The following is a 16083-nucleotide window of genomic DNA, read 5'->3' on the forward strand; positions in this document are numbered from 1 at the left end:
TGAAAGCCGGGCTACTGCTGCGGGACGTTACCGATCAGCTCGCGGTAACGCGCCACCGCCTCGCTGACCAGCCCGCTGCTGGCCGCCAGCACCTCGATGCCCGCATCGGCCAGGGCCAGCCGCGCCTTGGGGCCGCATTCGCCGCACAGCACCACCGTGGCCCGCGCGGCGGACAGCAGTTGCGCCACCGAGCGCCCGGCACTCTCGCGGTCGTCGCGGTGCGCGTTGCGCACGGCAATGACGCCCTCGGTCTCCGTATCGGTCACCACGAACCATTCCGCCCGGCCGAACACCGGCTCCACGTTGCTGTCGGGCCGGGGCCCGTCCGCCGCCACGGCAATGCGCATGGCTCCTCCTTGCGTTGTTCCCGCCATCACGGCTCGCGGCGACCTGCCGGACGGCACGTTCCGCGTCCCCTTCCACCGCCCTGGGCGAAAACCGGTCGCCCAGCGCCCGGCCAATCGCCAGCCTCCGGTCAGTTACCGGCCTTCCGGCACGCACACCCGGCCTGCACCGCCCCCGTCCGCCACACGCAACGGGTGCATCGCCTTACGCATCCGCCTGACGCATCCGCCTGGCGCATCCGTCTGGCGCATCCGCCTGACGCATCCGCCTGACGCATCCGCCTGGCGCATCCGTCTGGCGCATCCGTCCGCACATCGGGCGGTCGCCTACCATCCCCTGACGGTACGCACCGCGCCGCGCAGTTCCTCCGCCGCCCGCTGCGGATCGTCCGCCGCGCACAGGGCGGAGACCACGGCCAGCCCGTCGGCCCCTGCCCGCAACACATCTTCCGCGTTGGCCGGGCCGATGCCGCCGATGGCCACCAGCGTCCGCCCGGTGGCCGCGCGCAACCGGGCAAGGCCATCCAGCCCCCACGGCGGCGCGGTGTCCGTCTTGGTGGGGGTGGCGAACACCGGGCTCACCCCCAGATAGTCCACGTCCAGTGCTTCCGCCTCGCGCGCCTGCTCCATGGTCTCCACGGACAGGCCGACAAGGGCGTCGGACCCCAGCAACGCACGCACGTCGGCGGGGTGCATGTCGCCCTGCCCCACGTGCACGCCATCGGCGCGGGCAGCCAGGGCCACGTCCACCCGGTCGTTGATCAGCAGGGGCACGCCGCGCGGGGCCAGCAGCGCCTTCAGCGCACGGGCCAGTTCCACGAATTCGCGCGTGTCCACGTGTTTTTCACGCAACTGCACCATGGTCACGCCGCCCGCCACCGCCACCATGACCACGTCGGGCAGGGCACGGCCCCGGCACAACGCGCGGTCGGTGACCAGATACACCCCGTAATCCGCAGCCCGACGCAAGGCGCTCACGGGCGGGCCACCCGCACCCGGGCGCGGATGTCCGCTTCCGACAGGCTGTACAGGGCGTCGATGAAATGCATGGCAAAGCTGCCCGGCCCGGCGGCGCGCTCCGCCGCCATGCTTCCGGCGGCGGACATGGCGGCCATGCCGCTCACCGCACCTTCCAGAGGGCTGGCAGCCACGGCGGCGTGGGCGGCCACCAGCACCGTGGCGGTGCAGCCCATGCCGGTGACGCGGGGCATCAGCTCGTGCCCCCCGGTGACCAGCACCACCTCGTCACCGTCGGTTATCAGGTCCACCGGGCCGCTGACCACGGTGACGCAGTGGTGGCGGCGCGACAGGGCCCGCGCGGAATCGGCGGCGGCGTGCGCGTCGCGGGTGGAATCCACCCCGCGCGTGGCTCCCGCCGCACCGGCGAGCGCCATGATTTCCGAACCGTTGCCGCGCACGATGGCCGGGCGCACCCGTTCCATGAGCTGCGCGGCGGTGGTGGTGCGCAGGGTGGACGCGCCCGCGCCCACCGGGTCGAGCACCACGGGTATGCCCCGCTCGCGCGCGGCGGCCCCGGCCAGAAACATGCTGTCGATCCACGGCGCGCTCAGGGTGCCGATGTTCAGCACCAGCGCGGAAACGATATGCACCAGTTCCGCCATCTCTTCCCGCGCGTGGGCCATGATGGGCGAGGCCCCGGCGGCCAGCAGCGCGTTGGCGGTGACGTTCATGACCACGAAATTGGTGATGCTGTGCACCAGCGGCGCTTCACGCCGCACGGCGTCCACGTTGCGCCATATCTGCTCTGTATGGGGCATGCTGCCCTCCTTGGGGAAACTGCGCATATCGTTCGCCCCTTCCGGGCGGAGGAGCGGGAATCTCGGAAAATCCGGGGAGTCGCATCCGCATCTTACGAACGGAGGGCGCCGCGTCAACCCCGCAATACCATGGACGGAAACCACGCCTGCCGCAATCGTTCCAGGGCCGCCGCGATGTCCGACTCGGACAGCATGCCGTACCCGATGAACAGGCAGTTGCCCGGATACCGCCGCGCGTCCGCCCAGAACGGCGATGCCGGGTACACCCGCACGCCGTGCATGGCCGCCCGCTCCACCAGCGCGGCCTCGCCCGGCCCGCCGGGCACCTCCAGCAGCAGGTGCAGCCCCGCATTGTGCCCGTGGATGCGCACCCCTTCGCCCATCAGGCGGGTGGCCGTGCCCACGAAAACGTCGTGCTTGCGCTTCTTGGCCAGGCAGATCCGCCGCAGGTGCCTGTCCCAGTGCCCTTCAGCCATGAAGCGGGCCAGCACGGCCTGCTCCAGCCAGGGCACCGTGCACTGGAACCCCGCGAACACCGTGCGGAACGTGTCCACCAGCCGTTCCGGCAGCACCATGTACGACATGCGCATGCCCGGCGACAGGGTTTTGGAGAAGGTGCCCATGTAAATGACCCGGCCATGCCGGTCGATGGACTGCAACGACGGAATGGGCCTGCCGTCGTAGCGCAGTTCGCTGTCGTAGTCGTCTTCCACGATCCACGCGCCGCGTTCCGTGGCCCAGTTGAGGATTTCCATGCGGCGGCAGATGGGCATGACGGCGCCCGTGGGAAACTGGTGCGACGGGGCAATATGCACCACCCGCGCGGGCGACGCCCGCAGCGCCGCCACGTCGATGCCGTCCCCGTTGACGGGGATGGGGATGGTGCGAAAGCCGAAGCATTCGTAGGCGCGCCTGGCCCCGTTGTAGGCGGGGTCTTCCAGAGCGACCTGCGCCACCGGGGCCACCGCCCCGTGCTCGTGGTGCAGCAGGCGCGTCACCGCCATGATCGACGGTTGCAGACCGCTGCACATGACCACCTGGTCCTCGGTGCAGCGCACCCCCCGGCTGCGGTACAGGTAGGCCGCCAGTTCCGCCCGCAGGCGCAGGTCGCCGTGGGCATCGCCATAGACGTGCATGCCGTCGGAGGCGATGCGCCCGGTCCGCGCGTCCTCCATGACCGCGAACAGCAGCTTGCGCCAGACGGCGTAGGGAAAGGTGGCGGCATCCAGGTTGCCGTAATGGAAATCATGGTGCGGCGGACGCCGGGTGGCTGGCGCGTCCCGATGCCCGACCTTTCCGCCTTTTTGCGCCACAGGGCTTTCCGGCGCATGCAGGTCGCGCTGGATCACGTTTACCCGGTACCCGGAACGCGGCAGCACCGACACGTATCCTTCCAGCACCAACTGGGCGTAGGCATTTTCCACCGTGTTCTTTCCGGCGCGCAGATCACGGGCCAGGGCACGGATGGACGGCAGGCGCATGCCCTGCGGCAGTGCCCCGGAAAGGATGTCTGCCTTCAGTTGTTCATATATCTGCTGGTAGAGCGGCACATCGGCGGCGGCATCCAGGTGCAGCATGAAAAACTCCCGGTCCATACGGCAACGGAATTGGCGGATGTCGGCGCAAGGGCAGCCAGTGCGGGCATTTCTGGCGCGGCGGCGCGGGCCGAAGGCTGTCCGCTTCCGGAAAACGGAACTGTCCCTATCCACAAGCAGTACACTTGCACTACATGTGGGGACAGAAAATATCTACCCGGAGGTTCCCATGCAGGCAAGAATGAAAGACCACCCTCTCTCGCCGGAACAGATAGCCCACCTGCTGGACACGGAGCTTGTGGGCAGGCTGGCCACCAACGGCGCCGACGGCTGCCCGTACGTCACGCCGGTCCATTTCGCCGTCATGGACGGCATCGTCTACATCCACGGGCTGGCCGCAGGCGAGAAGCTGCACAACATCAGGCGCGACCCGCAGGTCGGGTTCGAGGTGGACAAGATGCTTTCGCTCATCCACCACCCCGATCTGCCTTGCGACACCAACACCGAGTACGAAAGCGTGGTCATCCGGGGGCGGGCCTCGGTGGTGCAGGACACCGCCGTCGTAACCCGCGTGCTCGACGCCATTGTCGCGAAATACACCCCGCAGCACACCGGCAAGGGCTACCCGCCCAGCATGCTGAAGATGACCGCCGTCATTGCCGTGGACGTCACCTCGTGTACCGGGAAATTCTACCGGGCCTAGACACGCCGGGCTTCCGGTGAACACGCCTGCGGTGCAAGGCCGTGCGCGAAAAGGGGCGCCCCACCATCATGGTGGAGCGCCCCCTGTCGTTTCGCATCATCGAAAGACGAAGGGAACGGCGGCGACGGCCCTTATGCCGCGCCCCCCAGATACTCGCGCAGGCACTGCCCAAGACGCGCGATGCCCTCGTCGATCAGTTCCGGACTGGAGTTGGAGAAGTTCAGGCGGAAGGTGTCGTCGGTCTCGTCCACGTAGAACGGACGCCCCGGCACGAAGGCCACCTTGCGCTCGATGGCCTTGTGGAACAGCGCCTCTGCGGAAATGCCTTCCGGCAGCGTACACCACAGGAACATGCCGCCTTCCGGCTCGGTGCAGGCCACCTCTTCCGGAAAATGCTGGCGGATGGCCTGCACCATGGCGTCGCGCTGGGCGCCGTAGCGAGCGCGGATGGAGGCGATGTGCGTGTCCACGTCGTTGTCCATCAGGTAGCGGTGCAGGATGCGCTGGGTAAAGCCGGGGGTGTGCAGGTCGCTGGCCTGTTTGGCGGTGATCATGGGGTTCAGCACCTCCTGCGGGGCACACACCCAGCCCAAGCGCAGGCCCGGCGAGACCACCTTGGAAAACGATCCCAGCAGTACGGACGGCGCGCTCGCGTACGCCCGCACCGGCGGCAGGTGCTGCCCCATGAAGCGCAGTTCGCCGTAGGGGTTGTCCTCCACCAGCAGGCAGCCGGTTTCGGCCATGATCTCGGCCACCTCGCGGCGGGTCGCATCGTCATAGGTGATGCCGGACGGGTTCTGGAAGCTGGGCACGGCGTAGAACACCTGCGCATCCCTGGCCGCCGTGCGCAGGGCCTTCGTGTCCACCCCGCGCGGGGTCAGGGGCACGGTGACGAAATCCGGCCCGAACACGGCGAAACACTGGATGGCGCCAAGGTAGCCGGGGCGCTCCATGACCACCTTGCCGCCCCGGTCGATGCACGCCTTGGCCACCAGGTCCAGGGCCTGCTGCGAACCGGTGGTGATCAGGATGTCGTCGGGCGAGACATGGATGCCCTGCCGCTTGTAGCGGTCGGCGATCCACTGGCGCAGGGGCGGAAAGCCTTCGGTGGTGGTGTATTGCAGGGCTTCCGGCCCGGCCTCTTCCAGCACGCGGGCGGCGGCATCGGCCACCGCTTCCACCGGGAATGACGCGGGGTGGGGCAGCCCCCCGGCAAAGGAAATGATGTCCGGTTGCGCCGTCACCTTCAGGATTTCGCGGATGTAGGAACGGGGCACGCTTTCCATGCGCTGGGCAAGACGCATCGCTGTATCCTCCGCCGCCCTCTCAAGCGGCATGTATGTATGCGGGCAACCGGCCCGCGTGGGGTCTGCCGAATACACGGTGAAACCTGCAAACCCGCCGTATCCACGCAACGGCAGGATCAGTTGGCGACTTCGGGTTCCTCTCCGGCCATGAACCCTTCCGGCATGGAGATGATCGAAATGTCGTGCTTGTCGGCCAGGGCCAGGCTTTCCTCGCGGTCGAAGAACAGGGTCTTGCCCGCTTCCAGCGCAAGGCAGGTATAGCCGTAGTCGGCCAGCACCCGGATGGTGCCCGCGCCAAGGGCCGGAAGATCGATGCGGTCGTCCTGGCCGGGCTTGACCACCTTCACCGCCACGCACCCCTCGCCGCCCAGTTCGCCGCCACGGCGCAGGGTGGCATCGGTGCCTTCCATGCCTTCGACGGCCACGGTCATGCCGCGCTTGACCACGATGCACTGGCCGATGTCCAGCCGCCCCAGCACGTGGGCGATGGGCCAGCCGTAGCGGATGTCGGCCCATTCCTCGTCGCTGGGCGGGCGTTTGGTCAGCACGCCCTCTGGCGCGCGCAGGCCGGGCACCAGCGAGGCGGGCTGCACCACGGCAAGGCCTTCCGATTCCAGTTCGTCGATCACCGCGCGCAGGATGGCGTCATCGCCCTTGGCCCGCAGGCGGAACAAGACCTTGGCCGCCCGCAGGTCGGGCCGCAGGTCCAGCGCGCGCGGCTTGCTGATGGCCCCGGCCAGGCACAGGCGGTGCACGTTGTTGTCGCGAAAGAAGTCGATGAGTTTGCCAAGCTGCCCCAGGTGCAGCATGGCGAAGGCGTCCGCCTCGTGCTCCAGCGTCTCGTCGGTGTGGCCGTGAAAGCCGCACATGATGACGGAAAGCCCCTCGGCGCGCGCGCCGCGGGCCACCAGCGCCGGAAACTGTCCCTTGCCTGCGATGATGCCGATCGATTCGTTGCTCATGCTGCTCCCGTGCGGATATGTGCCGTCAAAGGTGCGTGTGTGTCGTACGTGTGCCGTCCGCCCCGCCGGGCCTGGTGCCGGGTCTGTGCTGCGCGGCGTGGCCGCTGCATCCGCCCCCCGGAAACGCCGAAGGGGGAAAGGGGCCGTGGCCCGCTTTCCCCCTTTGGCGGAATGCCGGTGCATTCCGTACGGGCTATACGGGCGTTCCCTGCGATACGGGCAGAATGCCGCGCTCGCTGGCGCGAATGAATTCTACGAATAGAAGAACTTCGGGGTAGTTGCCAAGCTCGTATTCCAGCTGTTCCAGGGCCTCCTTGCGGGGCACCTCGGAATTCCAGACCAGCCGGTAGGCGTTCTTCAGCGCGGCGATGAGCTCGCGCGTGGCCTGCATGCGGCGCAGGCCCACCAGGTTGGGGCTGTGCACCCCGGCGCGGTGGCCCACGGCCAGCATGAACGGCGGCAAGTCCTGCGCGATGCCGCTCATGCCGCCCACGAAGGCGTGGTCGCCGATGCGCACGAACTGGTGCACGGCGGAAAGGCCGCTGAGGATCACGTGGTCGCCCACGTGCACGTGCCCGGCCAGGGTCGCGCCGTTGGACATGACGATGCCGTTGCCCAGAACGCAGTCGTGCGCCACGTGGGTATAGGCCATCAGCAGGTTGTTGCTGCCGATGCGGGTCACCCCGCCGCCGCCCTCCGTACCCCGGTGCAGCGTGGCGAATTCGCGCACGGTATTGCCGTCGCCCATTTCCAGGGTGGTGACTTCGCCGTGAAATTTCAGGTCCTGCGGTTCACCGCCCACGCAGGCATAGGAATGGATGTGGTTGCGCTCGCCCATGCGGGTATGGCTTTTGACCGAGGCAAAGGCGTCGATGCGCGACTCGGCCCCGATCACCACGTCCGCTTCGATGACGGCGCAGGGGCCAACCACGACATCGTCGCCAAGCAGGGCGCTCTCGTGCACGAAGGCGGAAGGATGCACCTGCGCGGCCACTACATGTCCTCCCTGTTGGTCACGGCAGCGGTCATCACCGCCTCGGCGGCCAGCTTGCCGTCCACGTAGGCGAAGCCTTCCATCTTCCACAGCTTCAGCTTGTGGCGCAGCAGGCGGCAGTGCAGTTCCAGCTTGTCGCCGGGGTAGACCGGCTTGCGAAAACGCACCGACTCGATGCCGGTGAACAGGAACAACTTGTCCTCGACGGGGGTATCGGTGCTCTTGACCACCAGGATGCCCCCGGCCTGGGCCAGGGCTTCCATGATCAGCACGCCCGGCATCACGGGCACGCCGGGAAAGTGCCCCTCGAAGAACGGCTCGTTCATGGTCACGTTCTTGTATCCCTTGATGTACTCGCCGGGGACGTATTCCGTCACCCTGTCCACCAGCAGGAAGGGATAGCGATGGGGCAGAAGGCCCAGAATCTGGCGGATGTCGAGGATGTTCTGTGCGGGGTCGGTCATGTCATTCCTTGGCGGCGAGCTTTTTCAGTTCTTCAAGCTCCTTCTCGAGCTTGCCGATGCGCTTGTACATGTCGGGGAGCTTGGGCATCACGGTCAGGGTGCGCATGTAGGTGGCCTTGTCCACGGCGGGGGCGCCGCCCATGGTTTCTCCGTCGGGAATGCTTTTGGCCACGCCCGACTTTGGCCCCAGGGTCACCCCGTTGCCGATGGAAAGATGCCCGGCCACGCCCACCTGCCCGGCCATGGTCACGTCGTCGCCCACCTTGGTGGAACCGGAAATGCCCACCTGGGCGACGATGAGGCAGTTGCGCCCCATCTCGACGTTATGGCCGATCTGCACCAGATTGTCGATCTTGGTACCGTCACCGATGGTGGTCACGCCCAGTACCGAGCGGTCGATGGTGGTATTGGCCCCCACCTCCACGTCGTTGCCAAGGCGCACGGTGCCCACCTGCGGAATCTTCTGGATGCCGAAGTCGGTGCGGGCAAAGCCGTAGCCGTCGGCCCCCAGCACCACCCCGGCGTGCAGGATGCAGCCGTTGCCGATTTCGGTCCCGGCCATCAGTACCGCGTTGGGGTACAGCAGGCACCCGGCACCCACGCGGCAGTCCTCGCCCACGTACGCGCCGGGAAAAAGAACGGTCCCCGCGCCGATGCGCGCACGGGGACCGATGAATGCAAAGGGATAGACGGTGCAGCCGTCGCCCAGTTCCGCCTCGGGGTGCACGAACGCCATGTCGCTCACGCCCGAAAGGCTGCCCTGAGGCTTGGAGAACAGGGCCAGGGTGCGGCCGAAGTCGAAGTACGGATTGGCGCTCACCAGGGCACACGGAACCGCGTCCGCGTGCTCTGCCGACACGATCACCGCGCCCGCGCGGGTGGACGCCAGCAGAGGTGTGTACTTGGGGTTCGCCAGAAAGCTCACCTCGGCGGGGCCTGCCGCCTCGAGGGTGTTCACGCCCTCGATGGAGCGGTCTTCACCGCGCAGTTCGAGTCCCAGCAGCCCCGCCAACTCGGAAAGCAGTCTGGCCATCGGCCCCCCGCTACTTCTTGCCCGCGCGGTACACGCGGTTCACTTCTTCCAGCAGTTCCTTGGTCACGTCGATGGCCTTGTCGGCATGCACCACGCCAGCGGCGGCGCCGTCGAGGATCAGGGTGTAGCCCTTCTTCTCGCCGTACTCCTTGGCGGCCTTCAGGATGATGGCGGCCATTTCCTGGCGCACGCGCACTTCGGCTGATTCCACCTTGCGGGCGAAGGCGCGGGTCTTGTCCTCAAGGTCGCGCTTCAGGCGGATGAACTCCACCTTCTTGTCTTCCTTGGCTTCGGCGGACAGGGCGGCAGACTGGACCTTCATGTCCTCGGCCTTCTTCTTCAGGTCGTTGGCCTGCTTTTCCAACTGGTCCCTTTCGGCGCCGAAGGTGGCCTTCATCTTCTTCTGGGCGTCCTGCGCGGCTTCGCTCTGGGAGGCGATGGCCTGCATGTTGACGATGGCGATCTTCATGTCGGCGGCAACGGCAACGGTGGTCCAGGCAAGGACGAAGGCCGCGGCCAGGATGAGAACTCTACGCATGCGAAGCGACTCCTTTGAAAACACCTTGGATGAGTGGCAGCCGGAAACCGGCGTAGCTTGCAATGGTATACGATGCGGCGGATGCCGATTCGCGGGATCCCCGAACGTTGCCGAACGCCGCCCGACGCCCGGCGTGCGCCGTTCTTCCGGCGCCTGCCGCATGCCGCGCCAAGGGGCGCGATATGCAGGGGTTCGCGGTCAGTTATCCCCTTGTCGATGGGGCGTCAAGCGGTGCGTCATCATTGCGAAAAACGGGCAAGTTTGCGCTTGTACGAGGCCACGCCCTCGGCGATGCCGTCGGCCAGGGTGGAGAGGTACTTTTCCGAGTTCAGGCGCCGGGCCTCGTCGGGGTTGGTGCAGTAGCCAAGCTCCACCAGCACCGAAGGCATGCGCGCCCCCATCAATACATAGAACGGGGCCGAGCGCACGCCGTTGTCATGGGCGGGAAAACCGTCGCGCCGCAACCGCCCGAGAGACGAATCCTGCACGAAGTTGGCAACGTCGCGCGATTCCTGGGTCTTGGCGTTGAGCATGAGGTCGGTGAGGATGAATTGCAGGTCGCTGAGGCTTTTCTCGCTGACGGCGTTTTCGCGCGCGGCCACGCGGGTGGCGCTGTCCGACCGGGCCAGGTCGAGGTAGTAGGTCTCGAAGCCGCAGATGCGCGGATCGGTGTTGGCGTTGACGTGCAGCGACAGGAACAGGTCGGCCTTCTTGTCGTTGGCGAAGGCCGTGCGCTTGTCCAGCGGCACGAACACGTCCCTGTCACGGGTGTAGATGACCGAAAAGCCCATGCGGCGCAGGCGCTCGCCCACCATCCTGGCCATCTTCAGGGTCAGGTTGCGCTCGACGATGCCGTTACCCATGGCGCCGGGGTCCTTGCCGCCGTGGCCCGCGTCGATCAGCACGGTGTGCACGGTCAGGCCCAGTTGCTCCACCAGATCCTTTGGGGGGGTGGACGGCGCGGCCTTGTCCGCCTCGCGCACGGGCACGGACACGCGGGAATCGTCGGGCCGCTGGCCATCGGGCAGCGCCGCGTCGGTGGCGCCCACCTCTATGACCACCCGATACGGGTTGCGCACGGCCTGCACCTTGTAGCGCCTGAGGGCCTTGAAATCCAGGATGACCCGGGTGTGGCCGGACGACGGCTGGTCGGAGCGCACCCGCGTCAGCAACGCCCCGGACACCTTGGCGCCGGGCTTCACCGCATCATCGGGCAGGGCGTCTGAAAAGTCGAGGTACAGGCGCGGCGGGCGGCCCGCGCCGTTGTCCGGCGCGGCATACTGGCTGCGCCACTCCGTCTCGCGCGAAAGCTCGATGGTGATGGTGGCCCGGTCATTGTCCGCCCGCCACGACACCTGACGCAACACGGCGGGCTTGCCCCCGCGCGCGGGCACGGACGTGGTGCCCGACTGCTGGCCGGAGGAAACCGGAGCGGCGGGCGTCACCGGGGCGGCGGGTGCCGCCTTGCCCGGCTGGGCGGATGCGGTGACGCGCGCGGCGGTCAGGTCCGCCAGCAGGGCGCGGGCCTCTCCGGCCATGTCGCCCTTGGGATAGCGGCGCAATTGCGTTTCCAGCAACTGGTGCGCCCCGTCGGCATCGTCCAGGCGGGTGGCCCGCAGCCGCGCGGCGCGCAGCATGCAGTCATCGGCCAGCGAGTCCTCCGGGTAGGCGGCCGCCGCTTCATTGTAGCGGGTCACCGCCGCGAGAAAATCGTCCTTGCGCCACGAGCGCGCGGCCAGTTCCTCCTGCGCCACGGCCATGCCGTAGGCGGCATTGGGCGCCTGTTCCCCTTCCGGCGCGGCATCCCGGGCGCCCTCGTACAGGGTCATCACCCGCAACCACGGTTCGCGCAGGGCCGCCCGCTTTGCGTCACCACGCAGGGCATCCAGTTCCTTGCGGGCCTCTGCATACAGCTTCGCGGCCTTGGCCGGGTCGCTGCGCGCGCCTTTCTTTGCCTTGGCGGGCGTCTTGGGAGCGGGAACGCCGTCCGAGGCGGAAGCCACCGCCACCCCGCCACCCGAAGACCGTGCGGAATCGCCCGCAATCTTGGCGCCGGGTACGTCGGCGTCCTGCTCGATACGCCCAGACCGCCCCACGGCCACCGGCGCCGCAGGAGCATCTCCGCCGGGCACGCCGGAAAGGGCCGCCAGCAGATCGCGGGCGGGGTCGGCCATATCGCCACCGGGGTAACGGGTCAGGATGGTATCCAGCAGCTTGCGGGAACCCGCGACATCGCCAAGGCGGTTGCCCCGGATGTCTGCCGCGTGCAGCAGCGCGTCGTCGGCCAGCACATGCCAGGCGTATTTGGCAGCCACCCGTTCGAAGCGGCGGGCGGCGTCCTCGAAGTCTGCCGTGCGGAACGATCGGCTGGCCAGTTCACCCATGGCCAGCGCACCATGGAACATGGCGGCGGGCACGTTGGCCCAGCGGGGATGCTGCCGGACCACGCCGTCGAAACGGGACACCACGCGTTCCCACGGTTCGCGCAGGGCACCGCGCCGGGCGTCCCGCTTCAGGGACTCCAGCTCTTTCCTGGCGGCAGCATACGCGGACGCGGCATCAGCGGCCTTCGCCGGTGCGGGAAGGCCGATGCAGCAAACGAGGGTGAGGGAAAGCAGAAGGAGGGCAAAAAACCTGTGCATGTCCATTCCTGGGTTCCGCCGGGCGGCCACGGCGCGGTGCGGCTTGCAGCGCCACGTACGGGCTGCGGCGGCGGCAAACCCTACCGCAACCCGCGCCTCGTTGGCAACCCGTACCCGCCGGCGAGCCCGCAGGGACGGGCCTGCGGGCATATCCACGCCTTCGGGCGGCGAAATCCTTCCCGTCCGCACCGGTTCGGCCCAGCCCGGCAAAGACATCCGACCCGGCCCGGTGAAGACCACAGGCCCGGTCTGCCGAAGGCCGTGTGCCTTTGCGCGGCATGCACCCGTACGGGCACCACAGGCACGCAAAAGGGGCGCGGCCTGCGCCGCGCCCCCGTCATGCTGCGTGCCATGTCCCGCCCCGTGGGGCGGCCGCATTGGCTAGAAGAACTGGCCCATGGAGAACTCGAAGCGGCCGTTGGTCTTGTCGCCTTCGCGGTTTTCGTCCAGCGGGATACCGTAGGCGAAGCGCAGGTCGCCCATGGGCGAGCGCCACCGGAATTCGAGGCCCACGGACTTCTTGATCTCGTCGTCCCAGGTGAACTTCTCGCTCGAGTCGGCGTTGAACCCAGCGTCGAAGAACGGCACCAGGGCAAGGCCAAGTTCGGGATGGAACACCCAGATGTATTCCAGGTTGGCGAAGGCCATGCGGTCGCCGCCGATGCGGTCGCCGGTGTCCTTGTCGCGCGGAGAGATGTCCTTGGAGCTGTAACCGCGGATGGAGTCGATGCCGCCGATGTAGAAGCGTTCGAACACCGGTACGTCCTCGTCGCTGGTTTCCAGCACCACGCCACCGCGCACGCGACCGTGCAGCACGTGGTTGGGACGCCACTGGTAGTACTGTTCGGTCTGCACCGTGGGCTTGAAGAAGTTATCGTCGCCCATCAGCACCCCGCCGCCGTATTCGGTGAATATCTTGGTGATATTCCCACGGGTCGGGTTTTCCTTGCTGTCCGTGGTGTCGCGGGTGATGCGGCCATGCACGACGCTGGACACGTTGTCGCCTTCGCGATCCTTGATGATGTCAGCCGCGTCGTCCTCGATGTCGTACAGCTTGTAGAAGTCGAGTCGGTAACCCCAGCCCACGGTGGTGTATTCGCCGAGGGGATAGGCAAAGCGGACGGTGTTGCCGATGGTATTCTTGCTGAAGTCCGTGTACTCGTCGCGGATGTTGTACGCGTCGTAGCCCACCGACAGGTTGGTGTCGTTGTAGCGCGGGTTGGTGAAGGACCACTGGTACGCGGTGCGGCGCCCGGAGAACATGGCCATCAGCGAGGTCTGGTAGCCCTTGCCGAACAGGTTGCGTTCCATGATGGTGCCGGACACGCCGAACTCGTAGTAGGTGGAGTACCCGATACCGCCGATGAGCGCGCCGGTGTTCTTCTCCTTCACCTTGACCTTCAGGTCCACTTCCTCTTCGCGCTCGGTGGGCACAAGCTCCGTCCCAACGGCCTCGAAGTATTGCAGCTTGTTCAGGCGTTCCGCGCTGCGGCGCAGCTTCTGGCCCTCGAACATGTCGCCATCGGTGATGCGCAGTTCGCGCAGGATGACGTTGTCGCGGGTCTTGTCGTTGCCTTCCACCAGGGCACGGCGAATGTACACCTTCTGCCGCTTGTTCACGGTGTAGGCCACGTCCACCACGGGTTCGTCCTCGTGCTTCTTGGTACGGGGGTTCACCTCGGCGAAGGCGTAGCCGTAGTCGGCGTAGAAATCGGTGAGGGCCTTGTTGTCTTCCTGCATCACGTTGAAGCGGAAGAACCCGTCATCCTTCTTCACGTCGTCCAGCTTGACGATTTCGGCCAGGCGGGTGTCGGGCTCGATGAGGTCGCCCGCAAAGGTCACCTCGCCCAGCTTGTAGCGCGGGCCTTCCTTGATGGCGAAGGTGACGATGATGCCGTCCTCTTCGTAGTCCACCCTGGGCGCGGCCACCATGGCGTCGAGGTAGCCGTGGTTCATGCAGTAGGCGGTGACGGCGGCGGAATCGCGCTCGAGGTGTTCGTCCTTGAGCACGCCGGAACCGGTGATCCACGAGAACATGCCGCGCTCGGACAGCGCCAGCTGCTTCCTCAGGTCGTCGGCATCCAGCTTTTCAACACCTTCGAAGGCCACCTTCTTGATGTACAGCTTCTTGCCTTCCTCCACCTTCAGCACAAGGCTGGCGCCAGCCCCGCCCGCCCGCGAATCGACGCGGTGCGAAACCTTGGCCAGGTAGTAGCCTTCCTTGCGGTAGAGTTCGGTAACCTTTTGCAGGTCCTGCGCAAGCAGCTTTTCGTTGAGGACCGAACCGGTCTTGGTGCTCATGGCGGCAAGAATGTCGTCCACGTCCACCTTGTCCGAGCCCTCTACGGTAACGTTTTCGATGCGCGGCTTTTCCTGCACCGTGTAGACCAGGATCAGGCCTTCGCCGTCCTGCTCCACGTTGGCCTGCACGTCGCTGAAGTAGCCAAGGTCCCAGATGCGCTTCACTTCGCGGTTGATGGCGGCCGGGTCGACCGGATCGCCCTTGCGGGTGGTCAGGCGCATCAGCACCACGTCGGGGTCCAGCACCTTGGTGCCGCGCACCTTGACGTCGGCCAGGGTGTTGCGGCGCAGCAGGTCGGACGAGATGCGCTCCGCCAGTTCGTCCACCGCGGGCAGGACGTTGATGAGCCCTTCCTTCTGGATGAAGAAGGGCCGCGCGGCGCGGATGCCCAGGGCGTCCACCACGCGCACGTCGATGCTGAAGCCTTCGCCCACCTGGTTGAAGCTGCCGTACACGGCAACACCCGCGCCCGCCAGCACCGACAGGTCGCGCGCGATGGACACGTCCAGGTTGGTCACACGCTGGTCGCGCACCAGGGCCTGGGTGTCCTGCCGGGCAATGACGGTAAGCCCGCGCGCAACAAGGCGCTGCGAGATGAGTTCCGGCAGGTCGTCGTTGAGATATTCGAGGTCCGGTCCGGCATTCACCTGGAAAGGCAGGACGATGACGGTGGTATCCCTCGGCGTCTGGGCCGGAGAGGTTGCCGCGTGTGCAAGCACAAGCAGGGCCACCGCAAGGATGCGCCCCCATCTAGCGAGTCTGGTCATACAGCTCTCCGGCTCTGAGTTCTAGGCATCTGCCCATGATGTCTGCCAATTCACGGTTATGGGTGACAATGACGAGGGTCATGCCCAGTTCCCGGTTGAGATCAAGCAGCAGGCGCGCCACCAGGTGGCCGGTGCGCGCGTCGAGGTTGCCCGTAGGCTCGTCGGCCAGCAGCACCTTTGGCCGCATCAGGATGGCCCGCGCGATGGCGGCGCGCTGGCGCTCGCCGCCCGACAACGTGGTCACCCGGTGCGCGGTCCTGTCGGCCAGGCCGACCAGGGCCAGGGTGTCGCGCGCCCGTGCAAGGGCCTGTGCGCGCGGCATGCCCGCGATGATGGCCTGCATGGCCACGTTTTCCAATGTATCGAATTCCGGAAGCAGGTGATGGAACTGGAAGACGAAGCCGATCTCGCGGTTGCGAAGCCCCGCCTTCTCGTCCGGCGACATGGTTCCCATGTCCCGGCCCTGGAACAGCACCTGTCCCTGTGAGGGAGTATCAAGGGTACCCAGCAGATGCAAGAGGGTGGACTTGCCCGAGCCGGATGCTCCGACAATGGCCACCGACTCTCCCTGGCGGATGGAAAGGTCCACCCCGCGCAGGATGGTCAGCTGCTCGGCCGGTCCGTCGTACTCCTTGTCCACTCCGGCAAGGCGGTACAGCGGCTCGCCGTCGCCTTCTCCGCCCGCCCTTTGGCCAGGAGCGGTCATGTGCAAAA

The 16083-nt window shown here is 67.0% G+C and carries 14 protein-coding genes; 1 reads left to right on the plus strand and 13 read right to left on the minus strand.

All coding sequences use genetic code 11. From position 1 onward, the window contains the following. Window positions 1–11: 11 nt before the first annotated feature. The 4 genes from ABWO17_RS12015 to pdxR form a co-directional block, all read right to left on the minus strand. Window positions 12–347 carry a NifB/NifX family molybdenum-iron cluster-binding protein gene (locus tag ABWO17_RS12015; protein ID WP_353118829.1) on the minus strand — a complete coding sequence of 112 codons (336 nt, stop codon included), beginning with the start codon at window positions 345–347 and terminating at the stop codon, window positions 12–14. A gap of 324 nt (window positions 348–671) precedes the next feature. Further along, a complete protein-coding gene (thiE, locus tag ABWO17_RS12020; protein ID WP_502914915.1) occupies window positions 672–1313 on the minus strand; it encodes a thiamine phosphate synthase in 642 nt (213 codons plus the stop codon). Window positions 1314–1318: 5 nt separating this feature from the next. Next, a complete protein-coding gene (thiM, locus tag ABWO17_RS12025) occupies window positions 1319–2122 on the minus strand; it encodes a hydroxyethylthiazole kinase (protein WP_353118833.1) in 804 nt (267 codons plus the stop codon). Window positions 2123–2235: 113 nt separating this feature from the next. Beyond that, window positions 2236–3699 carry a MocR-like pyridoxine biosynthesis transcription factor PdxR gene (gene pdxR, locus ABWO17_RS12030; protein ID WP_353118835.1) on the minus strand — a complete coding sequence of 488 codons (1464 nt, stop codon included), beginning with the start codon at window positions 3697–3699 and terminating at the stop codon, window positions 2236–2238. A gap of 199 nt (window positions 3700–3898) precedes the next feature. Between pdxR and ABWO17_RS12035 the strand changes: the two genes are divergently transcribed. After that, entirely contained in the window at window positions 3899–4360 is a 462-nt protein-coding gene (locus tag ABWO17_RS12035) for a pyridoxamine 5'-phosphate oxidase family protein (protein WP_353118836.1), read from the plus strand. Between the two features lie 131 nt (window positions 4361–4491). On the opposite strand, the gene ABWO17_RS12040 is transcribed toward ABWO17_RS12035, so the two are convergent. The 9 genes from ABWO17_RS12040 to ABWO17_RS12080 all read right to left on the minus strand — a co-directional run bounded on the left by ABWO17_RS12040 (window position 4492) and on the right by ABWO17_RS12080 (window position 16075). Continuing rightward, complete coding sequence (locus tag ABWO17_RS12040) at window positions 4492–5664, minus strand: aminotransferase-like domain-containing protein (protein ID WP_353118838.1); 1173 nt, start codon at window positions 5662–5664, stop codon at window positions 4492–4494. A 119-nt stretch (window positions 5665–5783) separates the two neighbouring features. Beyond that, a complete protein-coding gene (locus tag ABWO17_RS12045) occupies window positions 5784–6629 on the minus strand; it encodes an LpxI family protein (RefSeq protein WP_353118840.1) in 846 nt (281 codons plus the stop codon). A 193-nt stretch (window positions 6630–6822) separates the two neighbouring features. Beyond that, on the minus strand, window positions 6823–7623 hold the full coding sequence (gene lpxA, locus ABWO17_RS12050; RefSeq protein WP_353118842.1) for an acyl-ACP--UDP-N-acetylglucosamine O-acyltransferase: 801 nt from the start codon (window positions 7621–7623) through the stop codon (window positions 6823–6825). Next, window positions 7623–8087: a 3-hydroxyacyl-ACP dehydratase FabZ gene (fabZ, locus tag ABWO17_RS12055; protein ID WP_007527376.1), complete on the minus strand. Its 465-nt coding sequence runs from the start codon at window positions 8085–8087 to the stop codon at window positions 7623–7625. Before fabZ ends, lpxA begins: the two co-directional genes overlap by 1 nt. Window position 8088: 1 nt before the next feature. Next, on the minus strand, window positions 8089–9120 hold the full coding sequence (lpxD, locus tag ABWO17_RS12060; protein ID WP_353118844.1) for a UDP-3-O-(3-hydroxymyristoyl)glucosamine N-acyltransferase: 1032 nt from the start codon (window positions 9118–9120) through the stop codon (window positions 8089–8091). Between the two features lie 10 nt (window positions 9121–9130). Further along, complete coding sequence (locus ABWO17_RS12065; protein WP_196607746.1) at window positions 9131–9658, minus strand: OmpH/Skp family outer membrane protein; 528 nt, start codon at window positions 9656–9658, stop codon at window positions 9131–9133. A 239-nt stretch (window positions 9659–9897) separates the two neighbouring features. Next, entirely contained in the window at window positions 9898–12300 is a 2403-nt protein-coding gene (locus ABWO17_RS12070) for an N-acetylmuramoyl-L-alanine amidase (RefSeq protein WP_353118847.1), read from the minus strand. 381 nt (window positions 12301–12681) lie between these two features. After that, window positions 12682–15369, minus strand: coding sequence for an outer membrane protein assembly factor BamA (bamA, locus tag ABWO17_RS12075; RefSeq protein ID WP_353118849.1), 2688 nt, complete (start codon window positions 15367–15369; stop codon window positions 12682–12684). After that, complete coding sequence (locus tag ABWO17_RS12080; RefSeq protein ID WP_353118851.1) at window positions 15353–16075, minus strand: ABC transporter ATP-binding protein; 723 nt, start codon at window positions 16073–16075, stop codon at window positions 15353–15355. Before ABWO17_RS12080 ends, bamA begins: the two co-directional genes overlap by 17 nt. Between the last annotated feature and the right edge of the window lie 8 nt (window positions 16076–16083).

It is taken from the genome of Nitratidesulfovibrio sp. (genome assembly GCF_040373385.1).
GTDB lineage: Bacteria > Desulfobacterota > Desulfovibrionia > Desulfovibrionales > Desulfovibrionaceae > Cupidesulfovibrio.